24 protein-coding genes are annotated in these 22,448 nt (G+C 67.6%); 14 read left to right on the plus strand and 10 right to left on the minus strand.

The genetic code is table 11. From position 1 onward, the window contains the following. The first annotated feature begins 334 nt into the window (after nt 1–334). The 11 genes from QZV94_RS10360 (at nt 335) to QZV94_RS10410 (ending at nt 10,367) form a co-directional block, all read left to right on the plus strand. Nucleotides 335–1,153 (plus strand): flagellin, encoded by an 819-nt coding sequence (locus QZV94_RS10360; protein ID WP_293677754.1) that lies wholly within the window; start codon nt 335–337, stop codon nt 1,151–1,153. A gap of 131 nt (nt 1,154–1,284) precedes the next feature. Then, nucleotides 1,285–1,563: a hypothetical protein gene (locus QZV94_RS10365; protein WP_293677756.1), complete on the plus strand. Its 279-nt coding sequence runs from the start codon at nt 1,285–1,287 to the stop codon at nt 1,561–1,563. 180 nt (nt 1,564–1,743) lie between these two features. Further along, nucleotides 1,744–2,577, plus strand: coding sequence for a flagellin (locus QZV94_RS10370; RefSeq protein ID WP_293677757.1), 834 nt, complete (start codon nt 1,744–1,746; stop codon nt 2,575–2,577). A gap of 134 nt (nt 2,578–2,711) precedes the next feature. After that, nucleotides 2,712–5,468 carry a hypothetical protein gene (locus QZV94_RS10375; protein WP_293677758.1) on the plus strand — a complete coding sequence of 919 codons (2,757 nt, stop codon included), beginning with the start codon at nt 2,712–2,714 and terminating at the stop codon, nt 5,466–5,468. Between the two features lie 41 nt (nt 5,469–5,509). Next, nucleotides 5,510–6,217, plus strand: coding sequence for a hypothetical protein (locus QZV94_RS10380; RefSeq protein ID WP_293677759.1), 708 nt, complete (start codon nt 5,510–5,512; stop codon nt 6,215–6,217). A gap of 45 nt (nt 6,218–6,262) precedes the next feature. Next, a complete protein-coding gene (locus tag QZV94_RS10385) occupies nt 6,263–6,640 on the plus strand; it encodes a hypothetical protein (protein WP_293677760.1) in 378 nt (125 codons plus the stop codon). Nucleotides 6,641–6,784: 144 nt separating this feature from the next. Then, nucleotides 6,785–7,267: a single-stranded DNA-binding protein gene (gene ssb, locus QZV94_RS10390; protein ID WP_293677761.1), complete on the plus strand. Its 483-nt coding sequence runs from the start codon at nt 6,785–6,787 to the stop codon at nt 7,265–7,267. 187 nt (nt 7,268–7,454) lie between these two features. After that, entirely contained in the window at nt 7,455–7,889 is a 435-nt protein-coding gene (locus tag QZV94_RS10395; protein ID WP_293677762.1) for a phasin family protein, read from the plus strand. Between the two features lie 86 nt (nt 7,890–7,975). Next, the gene (locus tag QZV94_RS10400; protein WP_293677763.1) at nt 7,976–8,437 is read left to right on the plus strand and encodes a RidA family protein; all 462 of its coding nucleotides are present in this window, start codon (nt 7,976–7,978) and stop codon (nt 8,435–8,437) included. After that, nucleotides 8,434–9,210 (plus strand): glycerophosphodiester phosphodiesterase, encoded by a 777-nt coding sequence (locus QZV94_RS10405; protein WP_293677764.1) that lies wholly within the window; start codon nt 8,434–8,436, stop codon nt 9,208–9,210. Before QZV94_RS10400 ends, QZV94_RS10405 begins: the two co-directional genes overlap by 4 nt. Then, nucleotides 9,207–10,367, plus strand: coding sequence for a GNAT family N-acetyltransferase (locus QZV94_RS10410; protein WP_293677765.1), 1,161 nt, complete (start codon nt 9,207–9,209; stop codon nt 10,365–10,367). The genes QZV94_RS10405 and QZV94_RS10410 overlap by 4 nt, the downstream gene beginning before the upstream one ends. Before the next feature lie 53 nt (nt 10,368–10,420). Here QZV94_RS10410 and QZV94_RS10415 read toward each other — a convergent pair whose 3' ends face one another. After that, nucleotides 10,421–11,131: a PEPxxWA-CTERM sorting domain-containing protein gene (locus QZV94_RS10415; protein ID WP_293677766.1), complete on the minus strand. Its 711-nt coding sequence runs from the start codon at nt 11,129–11,131 to the stop codon at nt 10,421–10,423. 213 nt (nt 11,132–11,344) lie between these two features. Between QZV94_RS10415 and QZV94_RS10420 the strand changes: the two genes are divergently transcribed. Continuing rightward, nucleotides 11,345–11,779: an HIT family protein gene (locus QZV94_RS10420; RefSeq protein WP_293677767.1), complete on the plus strand. Its 435-nt coding sequence runs from the start codon at nt 11,345–11,347 to the stop codon at nt 11,777–11,779. Between the two features lie 69 nt (nt 11,780–11,848). Here QZV94_RS10420 and clpA read toward each other — a convergent pair whose 3' ends face one another. The 5 genes from clpA to QZV94_RS10445 all read right to left on the minus strand — a co-directional run bounded on the left by clpA (nt 11,849) and on the right by QZV94_RS10445 (nt 17,478). After that, entirely contained in the window at nt 11,849–14,164 is a 2,316-nt protein-coding gene (clpA, locus tag QZV94_RS10425; protein WP_293677768.1) for an ATP-dependent Clp protease ATP-binding subunit ClpA, read from the minus strand. A gap of 6 nt (nt 14,165–14,170) precedes the next feature. After that, entirely contained in the window at nt 14,171–14,500 is a 330-nt protein-coding gene (gene clpS, locus QZV94_RS10430) for an ATP-dependent Clp protease adapter ClpS (RefSeq protein WP_293677770.1), read from the minus strand. Nucleotides 14,501–14,634: 134 nt separating this feature from the next. Then, entirely contained in the window at nt 14,635–15,906 is a 1,272-nt protein-coding gene (locus QZV94_RS10435) for a DNA polymerase IV (protein ID WP_293677771.1), read from the minus strand. After that, on the minus strand, nt 15,903–16,787 hold the full coding sequence (locus QZV94_RS10440) for an ROK family protein (protein ID WP_293677772.1): 885 nt from the start codon (nt 16,785–16,787) through the stop codon (nt 15,903–15,905). Before QZV94_RS10440 ends, QZV94_RS10435 begins: the two co-directional genes overlap by 4 nt. Before the next feature lie 31 nt (nt 16,788–16,818). After that, complete coding sequence (locus tag QZV94_RS10445; RefSeq protein ID WP_293677773.1) at nt 16,819–17,478, minus strand: hypothetical protein; 660 nt, start codon at nt 17,476–17,478, stop codon at nt 16,819–16,821. Nucleotides 17,479–17,592: 114 nt separating this feature from the next. On the opposite strand from QZV94_RS10445, the gene divK reads away from it, so the two are divergent. Both divK and QZV94_RS10455 read left to right on the plus strand, forming a co-directional pair. After that, nucleotides 17,593–17,958, plus strand: a complete 366-nt coding sequence (divK, locus tag QZV94_RS10450; RefSeq protein WP_293677774.1) for a cell-cycle response regulator DivK — start codon at nt 17,593–17,595, stop codon at nt 17,956–17,958. Nucleotides 17,959–17,963: 5 nt separating this feature from the next. Next, nucleotides 17,964–19,328, plus strand: a complete 1,365-nt coding sequence (locus QZV94_RS10455) for a PleD family two-component system response regulator (RefSeq protein WP_293677775.1) — start codon at nt 17,964–17,966, stop codon at nt 19,326–19,328. On the opposite strand, the gene QZV94_RS10460 is transcribed toward QZV94_RS10455, so the two are convergent. The 4 genes from QZV94_RS10460 to QZV94_RS10475 all read right to left on the minus strand — a co-directional run. Next, complete coding sequence (locus tag QZV94_RS10460) at nt 19,325–20,101, minus strand: hypothetical protein (RefSeq protein ID WP_293677776.1); 777 nt, start codon at nt 20,099–20,101, stop codon at nt 19,325–19,327. The genes QZV94_RS10455 and QZV94_RS10460 overlap by 4 nt on opposite strands. A 237-nt stretch (nt 20,102–20,338) precedes the next feature. After that, the gene (gene rpmG, locus QZV94_RS10465) at nt 20,339–20,506 is read right to left on the minus strand and encodes a 50S ribosomal protein L33 (RefSeq protein ID WP_293677777.1); all 168 of its coding nucleotides are present in this window, start codon (nt 20,504–20,506) and stop codon (nt 20,339–20,341) included. A 113-nt stretch (nt 20,507–20,619) separates the two neighbouring features. Further along, complete coding sequence (locus tag QZV94_RS10470) at nt 20,620–21,339, minus strand: NUDIX hydrolase (protein ID WP_293677778.1); 720 nt, start codon at nt 21,337–21,339, stop codon at nt 20,620–20,622. A 65-nt stretch (nt 21,340–21,404) separates the two neighbouring features. Then, the coding region (locus QZV94_RS10475; RefSeq protein WP_293677780.1) for an RNB domain-containing ribonuclease at nt 21,405–22,448 on the minus strand (1,044 nt) is incomplete at its 5' end.

Below are 22,448 nucleotides of genomic sequence, written 5' to 3' on the forward strand. Positions count from 1 at the left end.
AGGCGCTCTCGATCGCCAACCAGTCGTCCTCGATCCTGCTGGGTCTGTTCCGCTAAGTTGCGACATGCCGGGCGGGCTTCGGCCCGCCCGGCGCTTCTTTGCGCACGGGGCGGTTTTTGCCGACCTGAGGCGGCAATTCTTGCCGCCCGCCGCGAGAACCCGGCAGAAATTGCCGGGCCGCAGCAACCCTAATGCCCCTATAACTCCAGCTTTACAGTCGCTTATGGCCCACAAGACTAACACGGTCATGGCCTGCGACTTGCTCCTTTCCCCTCGGGCAAAACGCCTCCGGCCGTCAGAACGACAGCCGGCTCCTGAGAAAAGGACCTAGACCATGCCTAATTCGGTCAACACGAACGTCGGCGCCCTCGTTGCGCTGCAAAACCTGAACGCGACCAACACTGAGCTGAACACCGTTCAGTCGCGGATCAACACGGGTAAGAAGGTTGCCAACGCCAAGGACAACGGCGCCATCTGGGCCATCGCCCAGAACCAGCGCGCAACGTCCAGCGCCCTGAACTCCGTCAAGGAATCCCTGCAACGCGGTCAGTCGACCGTGGACGTGGCGATTTCGGCCGGCGAGTCTGTCTCCGATCTGCTCCTGCAGATGAAGGAGAAGGCCCTGGCGGCCGCTGACGCGGGTCTCGACACCACGAGCCGCACTGCGCTGAACGACGAGTTCAAGTCGTTGCTCGGCCAGATCACCAAGGCCGTGGCCAACGCCGAGTTCAACGGCGGCAACCTGCTGAAGCAAGGCGGCACCACGATCAAGGCCCTGGCCAATTCGGATGCGACTTCGGTCATCACCGTTGCGGCCCAGACCCTGACCATCACGGCGCTGGCCATCGCGACCAGCTCGCTGAACACCAAGACGCTGGCCTCCACGGCCATCGGCCTGGTCAACACTGCGATCACCAGTGTTTCCAGCAAGCTGTCCAAGCTCGGCACCGGTTCGAAGGCCCTGGGCGCACACCTGAACTTTGTCGGGAAGCTCCAGGACACCATCGACGCCGGTATCGGTAACCTCGTCGACGCCGACCTGGCGAAGGAAAGCGCAAAGCTCCAGGCCCTGCAGACGAAGCAGCAGCTCGGGATCCAGGCGCTCTCGATCGCCAACCAGTCGTCCTCGATCCTGCTGGGTCTGTTCCGCTAGGGACAGCCAAGCACGTCGGGGCGCCGCTCGCGGGGCCCCGGCGAAGCCAACGCGTCGGCGGGTGGGGTTCGCCCCGCCCGCCGGTCGCTTAGCAAGGAGCGCGGGACTGTCGAGGTTCGGCGCAGCAGATCATGGAAACCAAGGCCGCGGCCATCGCGCCCGCGTCCGAACCGATCCCGGCGAAGGTCAGCGCGCAGCCCGCGAAAGCGGCTCCGCCTATCCCCGCCGGACCGGCCCCGGTCGACATGCGATTGGTCATTGAAGAGGATCGAGCCAGCGGGTCTTACGTCTATAAGACCGTCAACCGCCTGACCGGCGAAGTGGTGCAGCAGTTTCCCAGGGCCGAGATCCTGAGGCTGCGGCACGAGCTTCAATACGCCGCCGGGTCGGTGATCAGCACCAAGGCCTGATCCACACATTCCTCAGGGCGTCGCGTCGCGCGCTCTAGGACAAATTGTCCCAACCGCCCCGGAAGCGCCCGGCGGCGGCGTCCTGCGTTCCGACGTTAACCATCTGCTCACCACGAAATCCTAGCTTACGGACACGACCCGGTTGCGAGTCATACCCGGCCGCAACGCTAGGAGAGCGCGATGACCATCAGCGTCCATACCAACAAGTCCGCGCTGACCGCGCTGCAGAACCTCAACAAGACCAACGATCAGCTCGCCCAGACCCAGAACCGGGTCAACACCGGCCTGCGGATCGCCAACGCCAAGGACAACGCCGCCATCTGGGCCATCGCCCAGGGTCAGCGCGCCGACATCGGGGCGCTCGGCGCCGTGCGGATCAGCCTGGAGCGCGCGAACTCGATCGCCGAGGTCTCGCTCACCGCAGGCGAATCGATCTCCGACCTGCTGGTGCAGCTGAAGGAGAAGGTAGTCGCGGCGATGGACACGTCGCTCGACGCCACGTCGCGGACCGCGCTCAACTCCGACTTCAGGGCCATCCTGAACCAGATCACCCAGGTGGTGACGAACTCCGCATTCGACGGCGCCAATCTGTTCTCCGGCTCTGGCGGCAACATCCAGTTCCTGGCCAACGCCGAAGCCACCTCGCGCCTGACCCTGACGACCCGCACCCTGGCGCTGGGCGGAAGCAACATCACCATTCCGGCCGCCGCGGTGATCACGACGGTGACCCACGCCACCACCGTCCTGGCGCGCCTCGACGCCTCGATCAGCAACGTCAACCAGGCGCTCGGCAATCTCGGCTCGCAGGCCAAGCAGATCGACGCCCACCTCAGTTTCGTCTCGAAGCTCACCGATGTTCTCGAGGCCGGGGTCGGCAACCTGGTCGATGCCGACCTGGCCAAGGAAAGCGCGCGCCTGCAGGCCTTGCAGGTGCAGCAACAGCTCGGCGCCCAGGCGCTCTCGATCGCCAACTCCGCCCCGCAGATCGTCCTGCAGCTGTTCCGCGGCGGCTAACCCGTTTCCGAGGGGGCGTAGGAACAGCCCGGGCGCCGGTCGCCCGGGCTTTTCTTTTCGAGCCCTTAACGGCCTGTCAGGGTTGTCGAGCCTAGGCTGCAGACGCGGGCGCTGTGTCCGTAAGCGCGTGAGCCATGGTCACCAACGTCGACCTCAGCTTCCTGACCTCCTACTACCAGTCGCGCAGCGGTGCGACGGGTGGAGCGCTCGCGCCTGCCGGGGCGACCAAGCGGGCGACGCCAACGGCGCCGTGGAACGGAAGCGTCACCCCCGCCGAGAGCAGCGCTGCGGTGAAGGCCGCGCTGCTCGGCCGCAAGTTCATCAACGAGGGCGCCGCCAAGCTCGACGTGATCGGCGCCAGCGCCGACTATCGCAAGTTGTTCGCGCTCTACCAGGGCCTGTCGACCTTGATGAGCGTCGTGGAGCAGTCGCAGAGTAAGGGTCTCCTGCCGCTGGACCGCACGCGCCTCGGCCAGACCTTCGCCCGCGGGCTGGATGAAATCTCCAGCTATGTGGACCAGGTCGACCTGGAGAAGATCCGGCTGATCCAGGGCCAGGTCTCGACCGTCGCCAAGGCGACGCTCGGCGTGCCGAAGAACAAAACCGAATACCAGACGCCGCCTCTGGTGAGCGGATCCGCGACGAACGTCGTCGAGGCCTTCACCGGAAACGTTCAATTCAATGTATCGGTCAAGCGGTCGGGCGCGACTCTTAATGTCCCGATCGATCTTGCCGGCATGGGCGCCCAGCCCCGCTCGATGGTCAATGTGGTCGACCACATCAACAGCCAGTTGCAGGCTGCCGGGGTCGACGCCCGCGTCGCCTCCCAGCGTATTCCGGGCGCGCCCAAGACGACCACCGTCAACGGCAAGACCGTCACACTGGGGACGACACCCGACCAGTTCGCCCTGAAGGTGAAGGTCTCGACCGGCGAGACGGTCAGCTTCTCCGCGCCGGCTACCGCAGGCGCGGTCTATCTTGCCCAGGACGCCGGCAATCCAGATCCGGACGGCAAGGCCGCCACCGCCGATGGCACGACCGCGAGTCAGTTCCTCAAGTTCCAGACCGACACCACCTCGGTTCCCGGGCCGCTGCAGGCGCAGGGCGAGGCCAACTGGGTCGATGGCCGGGTGTTCGCCAAGACCCTTGGCCCTGAGGTCAAGACGGTCCGCGACACCAAGGTCGCGGCCGACGGCTCGGTCTACATGCTGGCCGACGTAACCAAGAAGGTCGCGGGCCAGGACATCAAGGGCGAGCAGGACGTCGCCCTCCTGAAATATGACGCTGCCGGCAAGCTGCTGTTCGCCCGCACCCTGGGCGCGGCCGAGGAAGCCAGCGGCCTGAGTCTGGCGCTCTCGACGGACGGCAAGATCGCCGTCGCGGGGTCGGTGGTCGGCCAACTCAGCGGCGCCGTGAACGGGGCCCTGAACTCCACGGGCAGCGATGCAGGCCTCACCGACAGCTTCGTGACCGTCTACGATGGCGAGGGTGATGAGCTGTGGACGCAGCGGCGCGGCGCGCGCAAGGCCGATGAGGCCAGCGAGGTCGCCTTCGGCGCCGACGGCACGGTCTATGTGTCCGGCCGCACCAGCTCCGGCCTGCCCGGCGCGACGGCCCTCGGGGGTTCGGACAGCTATCTGGAGGCTTTCAAAGCCGACGCCACCGGCAAGATCCAGACCCTCTTCACCACCACCTACGGCACGGCGACCACGGACCGGCCGGCGGGCTTGGTGGTCGACGGAACCTCGGTGGTCACCGCCAGCGTCGAGAACGGCCGTGCGGTGCTGCGTCGCTTCGACGTGTCGGGTCCGGCCCCCGTTCTCACGTCGACGCGCGACCTCGGCGATCTGCAGGGCGGAGACATCACCGGTCTGGAGTTGGACGGGACCGACGTGGTTGTCGCGGGCACGACCCGGAACGCCGCGCTCGCGGCCGGGACCGTCACCAAGGCGCACGCCGGCGGCAGCGACGCCTTCGCTGCAAAGATCTCCGCCGACCTCGGCCCAGGGGGCACGATCGCCTACTACGGTGGCGCAGGCGACGATAAAGCCACCGCGCTTTCGGTCTCCGGCGGCCAGGTCTGGATCGCCGGATCCGCCGGAACGGACCTGCCCGGCAATCCCACCGCCGTCGGCGTCAAGGACGCTTTCCTCGCGCGCCTCGACGTGGACGCCGGGACAGTGGCCTGGTCGCGGCGCTTCACCGGCAAGGACAGCCGCGCCGCGCCCACCAGCATCGCCGTGGACACCACCGGGGCCAGCGTGCTGGATCGTATCGGACTGCCAAAGGGCGAACTCGACCTTACCGACTCCCCCCGCCTGACCTCCGCTTCGAGCCTGCGCGCCGGGGACCAGTTCTCGCTGAAGATAGGGTCGCTCAGCAAGGCGGTGACGATCGAGGACAAGGACACCCTGGACACCCTGGCGCAGAAGATCCGCCGCGCCACCGGCTTCCAGGCCAAGGTGACCCTGGTCACGGTCGACGGTCTGCGCAGTCTGCGCGTCGAACCGGTCACCGATCGCATCGTCCTCGAGTTCACCGCCGGCAAGAGCGACAAGGATGCGCTCGCCATGCTGGGGATTCCTGACGGCATCGTCCGCAAGACCAAGTTCGTCGACGGCAGAACGGTGTCCGCGGACGGCAGGGGCCAGATCTACGGCCTCGGCCTGGATCCGAAGATGCGCCTCGACGAAGATCTCGACCGCAAGCATGCAGCAGCCGAGATCGGCGCGGCGATGGGCTTCATTCGCCAAGCCTACAAGGACCTCGTGGCCGGTGCTATTCCGAAGGACGCTCAGGCGGCGGCTGCAAAGCCATCAGGCCCCGTCCCGGCCTACCTGACCAACCAGATCGCCAACTATCAGGCCGCCCTGCAGCGCCTCGGCGGCTAGCGCCGCTTGCAGGCCTCCGCCGCGGAGGCTAGCGAGACAGGATGGCCATGCCGCCCGAGACCCCAGACCCGCCAAGGCCGCGCCGCGGCGTGCCGCTGATCGCCATTGGCGCCGCCGTGGCCCTAGTCGCCGGCCTCGGGATCGCCTGGATCCTCGTGGGCGGCGATGATGGCTCCGGGGCGGCGCCGCCGGCCGCCGAAGCCGGCCTCGTGATCGATTCCAGCGCCGTCGAGGACGGCCGCATCAATCCCGGCAAGCCGCTGCGCTGTTTCGTCCAGGGCCGGTTCGCAGGCGAGCTCAGTCTTACCGAGTGCGCGCAGCGCAATGGTGTGGCGACGGACGCCCTTGATGTCGGGCTGGACGAGACCGGCGCACTGGCTGCCGCCGATCAGGCGGGGCAGACCCTGACGCCGCTCCCACCCATCGAGGAGGAGCCCGCCGAGCTTCCCGAACCCGTCGACCCGGTCGAGTCCGCCCAACCGGGGCAGATGGTCGCCATGCCCACCGGCACGGCTTGCTGGCGCCACGGCGGCGGGCGCTGGCGCCGACTGGGAGACATGGATCTGAACGCCTGCGTCCAGACTCTCTACGCCGGACGTTGCGAGAGGGCGGGCGGGGCAGCCTACGGCCGGTTCGGCCAGCAGACCCTGAGGCTGGTCGCCGGACGGGTGGAGGTCTCCGACGACAACAAGAGCTTCCGCACCCTCGCGCCCCAGGCCCCGGACTGCAGCCTGCCGCCGGTCGGGTAGGGAAGCCCGGATGACGCGTGTGAATTCGACTGCTAGGTTCACGTCATGTCTCTGAAGACCGCCGTTGTCCTCGCCGCCGCGACGCTGTCGCTCGTCGCCTGCGCCAAGAAGACCACGCCGCCCGGCGACGCCGGCGTGTGCTACCATGCCGTGCCCCAGAAGGACGGGACACTGAAGTACAACAGGCTCGTCCAGACCGAGAGCCTTGAGAAGTGCGCCGCGAACCTCGAGGCCATGCGCATCAAGTTCCTGCGCATGGGGGGCTCGACCCAGGAGATATATGGCGCTTACCAGGCCAACTTCTTGTTCCTGGAAAAGGCGGGCGTTCTGACGTCCACTTCGCTCGAGGGCCCGCGCTACGTCGCCCTGGTGCGCACCGGTGACGGGCGCCTGGCGATCCCGGGAGCAATGCCGCAGCAGTAGGGATCAGTTCGCTGTGGACGGTTCCGAACGGATGGGAACAAACTAGGAACTTTTACCTTGTCTGGCCCGCGGTGAGTTGCTAGCGTGCCCGCGGGCCCAGGGGCCCTCACTCCGTTTCCCACGGAAGGCAAAGGACACAGCAACATGGCCGGCAGCGTCAACAAGGTCATCCTCATCGGCAACCTCGGAGCCGATCCCGAAATCCGCTCATTGGGCTCCGGCGACCGGGTCGCCAACCTGCGGATCGCCACCTCCGAGACTTGGCGCGACCGCAGCTCGGGCGAACGCAAGGAGAAGACCGAGTGGCACCGGGTGGTGGTGTTCAACGAGAACATCGTGAAGGTCTGCGAGAACTACCTGCGCAAGGGCGCCAAGATCTACGTCGAGGGTGCGCTGCAGAACCGCAAATGGACCGACCAGTCGGGCGTCGAGAAATTCTCGACCGAGGTCGTGCTGCAGAAATTCCGCGGCGAGCTCACCATGCTCGACGGCCGCGGTGGGGACGCCGAGCAGGGCGGTGGCTACGGCGGCGGCGACCGTGGGTTCTCCTCCTCCGGTCCGCGCCAGCAAAGCTCCGCGCCCCGCGAGGAGTTCAGCCAGGATCTGGACGACGAGATCCCGTTCTAGAGCCTCACAGCGAGAAGCATCGGCGCCCGGAGCGCCGCAGCGGGCACAGGTGTCTGTGTGCAGTTTATGCTGCACTGCACAAAAATTGTTGACTGCTGCACTGCAGCATGAGAGAAGTGGCTGGTGATCCCCCAGGGTGTTGCCCCATGCGCCCTACCGACCCCGTCCCCCAGCAGGAGTTGTCCCCATGGCCGTTGCCGATGCCGCTAAGAATACCGTCGAGCAGTTCACCACCGCCTCCAACGTCGCCTTCAAGGATGGCGTGGAAAAGGGCCTCGCGGCTCTGAACGACGTGAACGCCCAATCGAAGAAGAACCTGGAGGCCCTCGTCGCCTCGACGACCGCCGCCACCAAGGGCGCTGAAGCTCTGGGCGCGCAAGCGATGGCCTTCTCCAAGGCGATCTTCGACACCAACGTGACGGCGGCCAAGTCGCTCGCCGGCGCCAAGAGCGTGCAGGAAGTGGTCGAACTGCAGACCGCCTTCGCCAAGTCGGCCCTGGAAACCTACATGGCCGAGTTCGCCAAGATGTCCGACACCGTGTCGGCCTCGGTGAAGGAATCGATGAAGCCGATCAACGAGCGCGTGACCGCGACCGTCGAGAAGTTCCAAGCCGTCCGCTAAGACCTCGAGTATGTGAGGCCGAGGGGCCCGGCGCTGCGAAGCGCCGGGCCTTTTGCTTTGGGTTGGGCGGCGCTAGACGTGTCGGCATGTCACACGTCGAAGATCGCCTGGCCGCCGCCGGAATCGAGTTGCCGCAGCCGAACGCGCCGGTGGCCAACTATGTCCCCTTCGTGCGGGTCGGCGAACTGGTCCACATCTCTGGCCAGGTCTCCCTGGATGCCTCCGGCGGCATCCGCGGCGTGGTCGGGGTGGAGGTGGACGCCGAGGCCGCCAATCGCGCCGCGCGCATCTGCGGGATCAACCTCATCAGCCAGATGAAGGCCGCCTGCGAGGGGGACCTCGACCGGGTCGTGCGCGTGGTCAAGCTGGGCGGCTTCGTCCAGGCCGGCCCAGAGTTCTTCGCCATCCCACAAGTGATCAATGGCGCCTCCGACGTGATGGTCGAGGCGTTCGGCGACGCGGGACGCCACGCCCGCTCGGCCGTGGGGGTCTACCGCCTGCCGCTCAACTTCGCGGTCGAGGTCGACGCGGTGGTGCAGGTCCGATGAGGCCCCAGCCGGTGAGCGGCGGCTTCGGCCAGGCCTGGGAGCTCCTGTTCGACCCGCCGATCGCCCACCGTGGGCTCTGGAGCCCTGAAGGTCCGCCGGAGAATTCGCTCGGCGCCTTCCAGGCCGCCTGCGCTGCCGGCTATGCCATCGAGCTCGACGTTCAGCTGTCCGCCGACGGCGAGGCGATGGTCTTCCACGACGATGCGCTGACCCGGATGACCGGCGCGGAAGGCCGCATCCGCGACCTGTCCGCGGCCGAGCTGGGCGAATTGCGCCTGGCCGGCTCGGACGAGAAGATCCCGACGCTGCTGGAGACCCTTGCCGTAGTCGGTCATCGGGCCATGGTCCACATCGAGCTCAAGACCCCGTACGGCGAGGTTGGCCCGCTGGAACAGCGGACCCACGAGGTGATCGCCGATCATAACGGCCCGGTCTGCGTGATCGGCTTCAACCCCTACAGCCACGCCTGGTTCGCCCAACGCTACCCAGGGGTGCTGCGCGGGCTGGACAGCTACTCCTACGACAGGGCTCCGAACATGGCCGAGGCCCAGCGGCGGTCCTTCGCCCAACTGGAACACGTGGAGATCGCGCGGCCCCATTTCCTGGCCCTGGGCCTCGACATGCTTCCCAGCCCGCGAGCCGCGAAGCTGCGCGAGGCGGGCATGCCGGTGGTGGCCTGGACGGTGCGGGATCCGACGCAGTGGGAGCAGGTGAAGGACGGCTGTGACAACCTGATCTTCGAGGGGTTCGATCCCAGGGACGGCGCCGCGTGACGCTCCGGCCGGCGGTGAAGGTCAGCCGCCGCATCTCCGAGATTGGGCGCGAGGCCTGGGACGCCTGCGCGCTGAACCCCGCCTACGACGCCAACCCTTTCATCCGCTACGATTTCCTGCATGCCGCCGAGGAGGCAGGGTGCGCGGTCGAGCGCACCGGCTGGGGGCCGCAGCATCTGACGGTGGATGACGCGGCCGGGCGGGTGGCCGCGGTCATGCCGCTCTACCTGAAGAGCCACAGCCAGGGGGAGTACATCTTCGACCACGCCTGGGCCGACGCCTACGAGCGGGCAGGGGGCCGGTACTATCCGAAGCTGCTGTCGGCCGCGCCGTTCACCCCGGCCACGGGCGCTCGGATGCTGGCCCGCCCGGACGTGAATCAGGAGGAGGCTTGGCGACTGTTGCTCGGCGGGGGCCTGACGCTCTGCGAGCGCTACGGGGCGTCGGGACTGAACCTCAACTTCGTCACCGAGGGCGAGTGGCAGTGGCTGGGCGAGCAGGGGCTGGGGCGGCGCGAAGGCCAGCAATATCACTGGCTGAACCTGGGCTACCGCGACTTCGAGGACTTCCTGGGCGCCTTGAGCTCAGGCCGCCGCAAGACCATTCGCCGCGAGCGGCGCGATGCCCAGGCCGCCGTCGAGATCGTCTGTCTGACCGGGGCGGACCTGCGCGAGGAGCATTGGGACGCCTTCTACCGCTTCTACATGGACACCGGCTCGCGCAAGTGGGGCACGCCCTACCTGACGCGCACGTTCTTCTCCCTGCTGGGCGAGCGGATGGCCGACCAGGTGCTGCTGGTGATGGCCCGGCAGGGCGGGCGCTGGATCGCCGGCGCCCTCAACCTGATCGGCGGCGACTGCCTCTATGGCCGCAACTGGGGCTGCGTCGCCGACGTGCCGTTCCTGCACTTCGAGCTCTGCTATTATCAGGCCATCGACTGGGCCATCGCCCACGGGCTGCCTCGGGTCGAGGCGGGCGCCCAAGGTCAGCACAAGATCGCCCGCGGCTACCTTCCGAAGCCCGTCTACTCCGCCCACTACATCGCGGACCCGGCGCTGCGGGCGCCGGTCGAACGGTTCCTGGAGCAGGAGCGCGCTGGGGTGGAGCGCGAGATGGAGTGGCTGGAGGAGGAATACTCGCCCTTCCGCCAGGGCTGAAACGAAGAAGACCGCCGGAGGGCGGCCTTCCAAGGTTTGATCGATCCCGTTGGCTAAGCGGCCAGGGCCAGGGCGCGACGGCGGCGCAGGACCGCGCCGGCCATGCCGAACCCGCCGATCATCAGCGCCCAGCTCGCCGGCTCCGGCACGGCGGTGGTTTCGCCGGCAGCGAAAGTCGCGGTGTAAGCCAACGAACCGAAGCCGTCGGCGTTGTCCCAGGCGTTGCTGTTGATCGACGCCAGCGTGTAGTCATTGTTGTAGAACTTGAAGGCGCCGTTGAAGGCCACCGGCGGGTCCCCGGAGACGAGCCCCCAGTTGGCTTCGCCCAGGTCGTTGCTGATGTCCGCAAGCAGGATCACGTAGTTGCCGCCCAGGTTGAGCGCGGTCAGGCCGGTATCCACGTGCACGTCCTGGAAGCCGTCGAACGCCTCAATGAGGAACGAGCTCGAGAACAGGGCCGGACCGATGGCCTGTTGGGCGCCGCCGCCCACTCCCAGGCTGCCGCTCCAGGCGTAGACCTGAGCTACCACGTTGAGGTCGACGTCATGGTTGTCGATGTGGAACGTGAACCCCGTGATTGCCGTGTTCGGTGCGCTGAAGGTTTGCCCGTAGACGCCGGTCGAGCCGCTCCCGCTGCCGCCGAAGGCCGCTACGCTGTTCAGCCCATCCCACGCCGGCGTGGTGTCAATGGTCTGGGCGGCGGCCAGCGACGCCATCGCCAATGTCGCGGTGATCGCAGCGCTCGCAAGCAGGGTCTTGAACATGGTCTTGCCCTCTGAAGCGAAGTTGCGCGGCCCCCGCGCGCACTCTGATCTTGAGCGACCGTGTACGGCGAAGCTGTGCCATGGTCAAAGAGGCGCCCCTGATAGGGGAAATTTAACCACGACCTGCTCCCGCCCAGTGTGCAGGCCACGTCCCGTCGTTCCACAGGGGGCGTCGATTTGCTACCCAGGGCGCAAGCGCCTCGGGAGTACGCCATGAGCCTGGACGGGACCTACGACGACGGCAACATCTTCGCCAAGATCCTGCGTGGAGAGGCGCCGGCGGTGCGGGTGTTCGAGGACAGCCACGTCCTCGGCTTCATGGACGTCTTCCCGCAGTCCAAGGGCCATTGCCTGGTGATCCCCAAGCATTCGACGGCGCGCAACTTCCTGGAAGAGGCGCCGGAGGTGATCGGGCCGCTGATGCTGGGCGTGCAGCGGATCGCCCGCGCGACGCGGGCGGCGCTCAATCCGGACGGCCTGATGATCACCACCTTCAACGGCGCCGCCTCCGGCCAGACCGTCTACCACCTGCACGTCCACATCATCCCGCGCTGGGAGGGCGTGCCCTTGGGCCGTCACGGGGGCGGCATGGCGGATATGGAGGACCTGAAGGCGCTCGCCGAGCTGATCGCGGCGAAGATTTCCTGACGAACAGAGCGGTGGCATGAAAAGGCCCGGGTTTTCGCCCGGGCCTTCGCATGTCGGGGATGGATGGAGCTAGTCCACCGCCTCCGGCTCTTCCGCCGGCGTCTCGATGATCGGGGCGCCGCGTTCGCGGTCCTCGCCCTCGATCTCAAAGGCCAGTTTGGAGTCCTTCAGCACCACCTTGACGTGGCCGCCCTTGATGAGCTTGCCGAACAGGATCTCGTCGGCGAGGGGCTTCTTGATGTGCTCCTGGATCACTCGGGCCAGTGGTCGGGCGCCGTAGAGTTCGTCGAAGCCATTCTTGGCCAGCCAGTCCGCCGCTTCGTCGGAGGTCTCGATGGTGACGTGGCGGTCCGCCAGCTGGGCCTCCAGCTGTATGACGAACTTCTGCACCACCTGACGGATGATGTCCGGCGTCAGCGACTTGAACTGCACGATGGCGTCCAGGCGGTTGCGGAACTCCGGCGTGAACAGGCGCTTCAGGGCCTCGTCCACCTCGTCGTCCGCCTTCCCGCGACCGAAGCCGATCGAGTTCTTCTGGGCGTCGGAAGCACCGGCGTTGGTGGTCATGATCAGGACCACGTTGCGGAAGTCGATCTTCTTGCCGTTCGAGTCCGTCAGTTGGCCGTGGTCCATGACCTGGAGCAGGATGTTGAAGACGTCAGGGTGAGCCTTCTCGATCTCGTCCAGCAACACCACCGCGTGCGGGTGCTGGTCGACCGCGTCGGTCAGCAGGCCGCCCTGGTCGAAGCCCACATAGCCCGGAGGCGCGCCGATCAGGCGGCTGACGGTATGGCGCTCCATGTACTCGGACATGTCGAACCGCAGCAGCTCGATGCCCAGGGTGGAGGCCAACTGGCGCGCCGTCTCGGTCTTGCCGGTGCCGGTGGGGCCCGAGAACAGGTAGCAGCCGATCGGCTTCTGGGCGTCGCGCAAGCCGGCGCGGGCCATCTTCATGGCCGAGCTCAGCTGGTCGAGTGCGTCTTCCTGGCCGTAGACCGCGCGCTTCAGGTCGGTTTCCAACTGCTTCAGCGCCTCGGTGTCGGACTTGGAGACCGACTTCGGCGGGATGCGGGCGATCTTGGCGACGACGGCCTCGACCTCCTTCAGGCCGATGATCTTCTTGCGCTTGCCCTCGGCCAGCAGCATCTGGCTGGCGCCGGCCTCGTCGATGATGTCGATCGCCTTGTCGGGCAGCTTGCGGTCGTTGATGTACTTGGCCGACAGCTCCACCGCCGCCTTGATGGCGTCGTTGGTGTAGCGGAGCTTGTGGAACTCCTCGTAGTAGACCTTCAGGCCCTTGAGGATCTTGATCGTGTCCTCGATCGTGGGCTCGTTGATGTCGATCTTCTGGAAGCGCCGGACCAGGGCGCGGTCCTTCTCAAAGTGCTGACGGAACTCCTTGTAGGTGGTGGAGCCCATGCAGCGCAGGGTGCCTGACGCCAGCGCCGGCTTCAGCAGGTTGGACGCGTCCATCGCCCCGCCGGAGGTGGCCCCGGCGCCGATCACCGTGTGGATTTCGTCGATGAACAGGACCGCGTCGGGGTGGTTCTCAAGCTCCTTGACCACCTGCTTGACGCGCTCTTCGAAGTCGCCGCGGTAGCGGGTGCCGGCCAGCAGCGCGCCCATGTCGAGCGAGAAGATGGTCGATTTCGACAGGACCTCGGGGACCTGCTTGTTGACGATCTTGCGGGCCAGGCCCTCGGCGATGGCGGTCTTGCCGACGCCCGGGTCGCCCACCAGGAGCGGGTTGTTCTTCGTGCGGCGGCAGAGGATCTGGATGCAGCGCTCCACCTCGGCCATCCGGCCGATCAGCGGGTCGACCTTACCCTGCTTGGCCTTCTCGTTGAGGTTGACGCAGTAGGCTTCGAGGGCTTCGCCGCCGGTCTTCACCGGGGGCTTGTCCTCGTCCTCCGCGCCCTTCACGGGCTTGGCCTCGCTGGCGCCGGCCTTCTTGGCGATGCCGTGGGCGATATAGTTGACCGCGTCATAGCGGGTCATGTCCTGCTCCTGCAGGAAGTACGCCGCGTGGCTCTCGCGCTCGGAGAAGATGGCGACCAGCACGTTGGCGCCCGTCACCTCTTCCCGGCCGGACGACTGCACGTGGATCACCGCGCGCTGGATCACCCGCTGGAAGCCGGCGGTGGGCTTGGCGTCCTCGCCGTCGTCCACGACCAGGGAACGCAGCTCGTTGTCCACGTAGTTGGTCAGGGTGGTGCGCAGCGCCGGGAGCTCGACGTCGCAGGCGCGCATCACACCCGCGGCCTCCTCGTCATCGATGAGGCTCAGGAGCAGGTGCTCCAGCGTCGCGTATTCGTGCTTCCGCTGATTGGCGTAAGCGACCGCGCGGTGGAGGGATTCTTCGAGTTGGCGCGAAAATGATGGCAAAGCAGCCTAATCCTTTTCCATTGTGCACTGCAGCGGGTGCTGATGCCGACGCGCGGTATCAACGACCTGAGCCACTTTTGTTTCCGCCACTTCGTACGTGTAGACCCCGCAAACACCCACGCCGTGCTGATGAACATGGAGCATTATGCGAGTCGCATCTTCGCGCGATTTATTGAAGAACTGCTCAAGAACGTAGACCACGAATTCCATGGGCGTGTAGTCGTCGTTGAGCAGCAGAACCCGGTACATGGCCGGCTTCTGAGTCTTCGGCTTCGTCTGCGTGATCACCGTCGAGCGAACGCCGGTGTCAGCAGCACCATCCTTTCGTTCGCTCATGTTGCCAAGTCTCCTGGGCGGCGCGGTGATCGCGTGCAGTCAATTAGATATGGAATGTAGCGCAGTTTGGAAGGGTTGAATCGTCCGCACGGCGTTTGAAGCGCCGGGCGCCCGTTTCCGGTTGGGGCGGAATATCAATCGTCCTCCTCAGCGGCCTTTGTCTTCATTATACGACCTGACGTGACGGCGGCTGCGCCGAAACGCGCACGAATCGCATCAACTGATCGTTCGCTGGCCAGCGCCTTCCTCTCTCCGTCGGCGAAGAAGTCACCGGCGGCCAGATCGGCGTCGACCAGATCGGCCAGCCCGATGCCGACCAGTCGCCAGGCCTGGCCGGTCGCCTCCCGGGCTAAAAGCTCACGGCCGACCTTGAACAAGGTCCTCGCCGTCTGGGTCGCCACCGGCAGGGTGCGTCGCCGTGTCACAATGCGAAAGTCGGTGGTTCGCAGCTTCAGGGTGACCACCCGTCCGGCCACCCCGCCCTTGCGAGCCTGCTGTGCGACCCGCTCGCATAGGGGCGCTAGCCGATCCTCAAGGTCGGCGACGGCGGCGAGGTCGTCGTTGAATGTGGTCTCGCAGCTGATCCCCTTGCGAGCCTCGTTGGGGTTCACTGGCCGGTAGTCGCGTCCATGGGCCAGTTCGGAGAGCCGGATGCCGTGCGCGCCCCACCTCTCGGCCAGCACCTTCACGTCCGTGCGGGCCAGGTCGCCGACCGTGCGGTAGCCGGCCTTCTCCAGGCTTGCCACCATCGCCGGACCGACGCCCGGCAGGATGCGCACCGGCCGCGGCGCCAGGAACGCCCGCGCCTCGTGGCCGATCACCGAGAAGCCGCGTGGCTTGTCCAGCTCCGAGGCCACCTTGGCCAGGAACTTGTTGACCGCCAGGCCGATGGAGACAGTGAGCCCCGTCTCCGCCTCGATCCGCGCCTGTAGCCGGGCCAGGGTGATCGCTGGCGGGGCGCCATGCAGGCGGTCCGTGCCCGACAGATCCATCCACGCCTCGTCGAGGCTCAGGTTCTGGATCAGGGGCGTCAGCTCCGCCGCCATGCCCAGGATGCGTTTCGACTCATGGCGGTACTTGGTGAAGTCCGGCGCGATCACGACCGCCTCGGGACAGGCCTTCAGGGCCTTGTACATGGGCATGGCCGAGCGGACGCCCTTGATGCGGGCGATGTAGCAGCAGGTGGTCACTACGCCGCGTTTCCCACCCCCCACGATCACCGCTTGATCGAGCAACTCGGGGCGGTCGCGCTTCTCCACCGAGGCGTAGAAGGCGTCGCAATCCATATGTGCGATGGCGAGCTGGCCCAGCTCCGGATGCGCCAGGACCCGGGGGCTGGCGCAGTCTGGGCAGCGGCGGGGCGCATCCTCGCCCTGCCAGAAGCAGTCGCGGCAGAAGGCCCTCATTCGATGGGCCAGAGCCAGGCCGCGCCGCGCACGCCGGAGGAGTCGCCGTGCAGGGCCGGGACGATGGGGGTGTTGAAGGTGTCCGAGAAGACGTGGCGGGCGAGCACCGCGGGAAGGGCCTCATAGAGCCGCCCGATGTTGGACATGCCACCGCCCAGCACGATCGCATCCGGATCCAGGATGTCCACCGCCATCGCCAGGCCGCGGGCCAGCCGGTCGATGTACACGTCGAGCAGGGCGATAGCCTCGGGGTCTTCCTCGGCCGTGGCCGCGGCGACCGCTTCGCCGGTTTGGCCCGACTGACGCGCGAACCCTGAGCCGCTCAGCCACAGCTCCAGGCAGCCTCGCCGACCGCACCAGCAGGTAGGGCCGGGATACTCGTCGGGCCGCGGCCAGGGCAGGGGCGTATGACCCCACTCTCCGGCGATCAGGTTGCGCCCCTCGACGACGCGGCCGTCCACGACGATCCCGGCGCCGCACCCGGTGCCGATGATGACGGCGAAGACCACGCCCGCGCCGGCAGCCGCCCCATCGGTCGCCTCGGAAAGCGCCAGGCAGTTGGCGTCGTTGGCGTAGCGCACCGGCCGGCCCAGCACCCGCTCCAGGTCGGCTGGGAAGGGGCGGCCGTTCAGCACGGTCGAGTTGGAGTTGCGCATCAGCCCGGTTCGGCGGTTCGGAGAGCCCGGCCCGCCGACGCCCACCCGCGACGCCCGCGCCCCCGCCTGCCGCTCGGCCTCGGCCACGAGGTCGCGCGTGGCCTCCAGGCGCTCAGCGTAGTTCGGCGGCGTCGCCCCCCGGACACGGGCCTGGAACCGGCCCTCGTCGTCGAGCGCCGCTGCCTCGATCTTGGTGCCCCCAAAGTCCACGCCGATGCGGATCATGGTCCCGGTATACGCGGGTTTGTCCGGCCGCTCAGCGCCGGATCGACGCCTCGATCGCCTCCCCCAGGTCCGCCCAGTCGTCGATGCGCGGGTGGCGATCCGAACGGGGCGCGTGCGGGCGCAGGCGCAGATCGGCGACGTGCTGGAAGGTGGCGGTGGCCGGCGCGTGGTCGGCCACCGAATCGAGGTTGGAGACGAGGTCGTCGACGAAAGCGGTCGGGTGCGGCGTCTGGGTGACCAGGCCTGCGGCGATTGGCCCCTTCGGTCCGATATTGAGGATCAGCGGGTGGGCGATGCCCTGCTTGGTCAGCCAGTCGGAGCGCAGGCGTTCGGCCTCGGCCGGCGCGTTGGACAGGATCACGATCTCCGCATGAGCCGCCAGCCGTTCAAGAGCCGCGACAGCTCCCGGGGCTGGCTCCATCTCGTGGCAGTGGCCCCCGAAGAAGGCATCGAAGAGCCGCTTCCCCTCGGCGAGGTCCAGGTGCTCGACCGCGCCGGGGCGATAGATGTTCTGGAACAGGGCGTAGCGGTCGATGCGCATTTCCAGGCCGTGGTGCGCCGCCAGGAAGTCGCCGAACCCCTGCATGAACATCCCCAGCACCTCATCCACATCGACGAGTACGAGGGGGCGGTCCCGGGAAAGCCCCAGGGACTCCAGGCGGGGGACGGCGGTGGTCTGGGGGTCGGCCAAATGGGCGCTCCGGCCTGGGACTAACGAAGTTTAAGGATATCCATGTGATGAACCATAGGAAGGGTGAGGAAGGTCGCGCGGCGGCCGGAACTCCCACACATCATCGGGGCCCGAATGGCCAAGAAAGTCCTCATCGTCGAGGATAACGAGCTGAACATGAAGCTCTTTCATGACCTGCTCGAAGCCCAGGGGTACGAGACCCTCGAGACCCGCGAGGGTCTGGCCGCGCTGTCGCTCGCCCGCGAGCACAGGCCGGACCTGATCCTCATGGACATCCAGCTGCCCGAGATTTCCGGCCTGGAGGTCACGAAGTGGCTGAAAGAGGACGACGACCTGGCGCACATTCCGGTCGTGGCCGTCACCGCCTTCGCCATGAAGGGCGATGAGGAACGCATCCGGGAGGGCGGCTGCGAGGCCTATATCTCCAAGCCGATCTCGGTCACCCACTTCCTCGAAACCATCAAGCGCCTGCTGGCCTAGGTCCCATGTCCGCCCGCATCCTGGTCGTCGACGACATCGAGTCGAACGTGCGCCTGCTGCAGGCCAAGCTGTCGGCCGAGTACTATGAGGTGCTGACCGCCTCCGACGGCCCCACCGCCCTCGCCATCGCCGCTTCCGAACGCCCCGACATCGTCCTGCTGGACGTGATGATGCCGGGAATGGACGGGTTCGACGTCTGCCGCCGGCTCAAGGAGGACCCCGAGACCCGACACGTGCCGGTGATTCTGGTGACCGCGCTCGACGGGCGGGCCGACCGCGTGGCCGGCCTGGAGGCCGGGGCCGACGACTTCCTGACCAAGCCCATCGACGACGTCATGCTGTTCGCCAGGGTGCGCAGCCTGGTGCGACTCAAGGCGGTGATCGATGAACTGCGCGACCGCGAGGCTTCCGGCCGCCGCATGGGCGTGATCGCCGGCGCGGCGTCTCGACTCGGCGGCTCAGGCGGCCGCATCCTGATCGTCGACGACAACCAGCGCCAAGCCCAGCGGGTCGCCTCCGAACTGGCCGTGGAGCACCGCCCGATCATCGAGACTGGTCCTGCCAAGGCGCTGCTGAGCGCCCGCGGGCCCGTCGATCTGGTCATCGTCAACGCCAATGCCAAAGCGTTCGATGGCCTGCGCTTCGCCGCCCAGCTGCGCTCGGATGAACAGACCCGGAGCATCCCGATCCTCGCCGTCGCCGATTGCGACGAACGGGTGAAGGTGGTCAAGGCGCTGGAACTGGGCGTCAACGACATCCTGGCCCGCCCGATCGACCCCGGCGAACTGGCCGCCCGCGTGCGCACCCAGATCCGCCGCAAGCGCTACACCGACTACCTGCGCTCCAACCTGGACCACTCCCTGGAGCTGGCCGTCACCGACCAGCTCACCGGCCTGCACAACCGCCGCTACATGACCGGCCAGCTCGAGGCGCTGATGCGCCGGGCGGGGCAGGGCGGGGAGCCGGTGGCGCTGCTGGTCATCGACATCGACCACTTCAAGAAGGTCAACGACAGCTTCGGCCACGACGTGGGCGACGAGGTGCTGCGCGAGTTCGCCGTGCGCCTGGCCTCCAACGTCCGCGCCATCGACCTGCCTGTGCGCCACGGCGGCGAGGAGTTCGTCGTGGTGATGCCGGACACCGAGGTCGAGGACGCACGCCGCATCGCCGAACGCATCCGCCTGCACGTCGCGGGCGCGCCGTTCCGGGTGATGGGCGGCGAGCAGATCCTGGGTGTCACCATCTCCATCGGCGTTGCCGCCAGCTGCGGGGTGGACGACAACCCGACCGCCCTCATGAAGCGCGCCGACGAGGCGGTCTACGAGGCCAAGTCCCGCGGCCGCAACCGGGTGTTCGTCCGGGCGGCTTAGGCGGCGTAGACCCACTGCGTCAGCATCATCCGCGGCGTATCGCGCACGTTGGGTGTTCCGCAGTGGAGCATGAGCGGATCCATGAGGATCACGTCGCCGGGTTCGCCCAGCATCTCTCCAACCCGCACGGGAACGCCGTCGACGATACCGCTGTTGGTCATGAACCGAGCTACTCGGTCCTCCTCCTTCCGCCGCGACTCCAGGTCCGCATACCAGGGCTCCCGCGCCACGAGCAGCTTCCGCGCCGCGCCGGAGTTGAGCGCCTTACCTTCGCGCTGGGCCAATTGTCGTATCGCGCGGTGCGACCCGGCGATGTAGCCCGTGCCACCGCCGCCCGGCTCGGAGCGGGCCAGGATGAGGAACAGGCGCGCCAGACGCGGCGGTTCGGGTGTGGCGGCGGTATCCAGGTGCCAGTTGCGATGCGGCACGTCCCACCGGTCGTAGTGGCCGGGCATCGTCACCAGGGGCAGCCCCCAGCTGCTGGGCTCCGTCCACCGCCCGGCGCCCAGCAGTTGGTCCACGACGGCGCGCACGGGGGTGTTGCCCATGGCTGCGAAGTCGGCGTTGCGGGCCGTGAGCTGGGCGGGGTGGGCGATGGTCCAAGTTTCCGGCCGGTCGCGCCACAGGCCATGGCGGGCGCCCAGGCGGCGCCAGAGGACGGCGGCCATGGCCTCGACCTCATCGAGAGGCACCATGCCGGGCAGGCGCACGACGCCGTCGGCGGCATAGGTTTCGGCTTGTTCGGGGGTCAATCCGGCGCGGGGTCCCGTCATGGGCTGCTCCTAAGCAAACGCCCCGCGGAGAGCGTTCGTCCGACGCCCTCCAGGCATGCTGAAGAGGCCGATCCGATCGCTCGCCGCGGGGCGGTACCCCGCGAACACCCGCAAGGCGCGGGTTGTCGATGGCTTAGGATCGCGCTGGACTTTACGGACGTCAAGCGTGTGGCCCAGAAACGAAGACGCCCGACCTAAAGGCCGGGCGTTCGTAAGCAATTCAATGGTTAGCGAGGGCTACTTGATCTTGCCTTCGCGGAATTCCACGTGCTTGCGCACGACGGGATCGTACTTCTTCAGCACCAGCTTGTCGGTCTTGGTGCGGGCGTTCTTCTTGGCCACGTAGAAGAAGCCGGTGTCGGCCGACGAATTCAGGCGGATCTTGATTGAGGCGGGCTTCGCCATGGGATGGTCCCTTAGACAGCTATTGCGGGGCCAAACGGGATCGCACCGCCGGCGGGTGTTCAGGAGGCGCGGAAAATACGAATCCGCGGCCGTAAGTCAATGGCGAACACCGCCTAAAGGACCCCCGGGCGCATGCCGCCGTCCTTGAAGCGGAAGAACGGCTTGGGCCGGCTGGGGTCCTTGGTCCGCTCTGCGGCTTCCTTGATCATCATGCGGGTGACCTGCGGCAGCTGCAGGCTCATGGCGTCGTCGAAGTCGACCCAGTCGATCTGGTCCAGCTCGCCGCAGTCGGCCTGGCGGTCCAGGCTGACCAGCCGCTCGGCGTCGGCCAGCAGGAACCAGGTGTCGAAGCGCTTGCCGGCGGCCGGCGGGGTGATCGCGCGGGCGATGACGTCCAGGGCCTCCAGGTCGGGCAGCACGCCCTGGCCCACGAAGTCCTTCCAGACCCCGTTCGCCCGCCCTTGGCCGGGCCGGGCCAGCAGCAGGCCGGCCTCCTCCCAGGTCTCGCGGATCGCCGCCAGCGCCAGAGCGCGGCCGCGGGCGGCCGGCAGGTGTTTGTCGAACGTGGCGCCCACGTCGGCCCGCAGGTCGGTGGCGAAGGGCGCGCGGTAGTCAGCCCGGTCGATCCGGCCACCGGGGAACACCCAGCGGTCGGGCATGAAGCTGTGGCCCCCGTGGCGACGGCCCATCAGGACGCGCGGCTTCGCGGCGTCGCGGCGGACGATCATCACGGTGGCGGCGTTCTTGGGCCGCACCGCGCGCTGTCCGGGAATGCGCGGCGGCGTTTCGGGCTTCGCGGCGCCGTCGGCGGGCGGCTGGGCAGGGGCGTTCATGAAACAACTGTATGGCCGCACCGCCGCCAGTGGAAAGGGCGACCTTGCGGAAGGCGGGGGGCGGCCTAGCGTCGCGGACCGCCCTTCTTGCCGGTCCGGATGTTCTTCGGCCGGCCCTGGGGCCCGCGCTTCGGGCCGCGGAAGCTACCGGGCCCGCCCGGCCCGCGATCGCCGCGGGCGCGCATGCCCAGCCGGGGCCGGGGTGCGGTCTTGTCCGGCGGCGCAGGCTCGCTCAGCATGTGGAACAGGAGGCCCCCGGTGATCGGTGTGGCCTCCTCCAGCCGCACCCGCACCGTCATGCCCAGGGGCCAGCGCGCGCCGGTGCGCTCGCCCACCAGGGCGTGCATGCGGTCGTCGTGGACGAAGTACTCGTCGCCCAGCCTGGAGACGGGGGCCAGTCCGTCCGCGCCGGTGTCCGCCAGCCGCACGAACAGGCCGAAGCGGGTGACGCCGGTGATCCGGCCGTCGAACTCCGCGCCCACGTGGTCGGAGAGGAAGGCCGCCACATAGCGGTCGGTGGCGTCGCGCTCGGCCGCCATGGCGCGGCGCTCCGCGAAGGTGATCAGCTCGGCGGTGTCCTTCATCTGGCTGATGTCGCGGTCCGACAGCCCGTCGGCGCCCAGGCCGAGCGCCGTGACCAGCGCCCGGTGCACGATCAGGTCGGCATAGCGGCGGATCGGCGAGGTGAAGTGAGCGTACTTGGCCAGGTTCAGACCGTAGTGGCCGATGTTCTCAGTGGAGTAGATCGCCTGCATCTGGGTGCGCAGCACCACCTCGTTGACGATGTCGGCGTGCGGTCCGCCGCGGGTCTCCTCCAGCAGGCGATTGAACCGCTCCGTGCGCGGCGCCTCGCCCTTCGTCCAGGGCAGGCCCAGGGTGGAGAGGAAGTCGACGAGGGCGAAGACCTTCTCCTGGCTGGGCTGGTCGTGGATCCGGTAGATCAGCGGGAGCTTCTTCTGCTCCAGGGTTTCCGCGGCCGAGACGTTGGCCTGGATCATGAACTCCTCGATCAGCTTCATCGCCTCGAGGCTCGGGCGCGGCGTGATCGCGGCGATCTGGCCCTCGGTGTTGATCGAGATTTTCCGCTCCAGGCTCTCGATGGCCAGCGG

The organism is uncultured Phenylobacterium sp., from assembly GCF_902826855.1.
GTDB lineage: Bacteria > Pseudomonadota > Alphaproteobacteria > Caulobacterales > Caulobacteraceae > Phenylobacterium.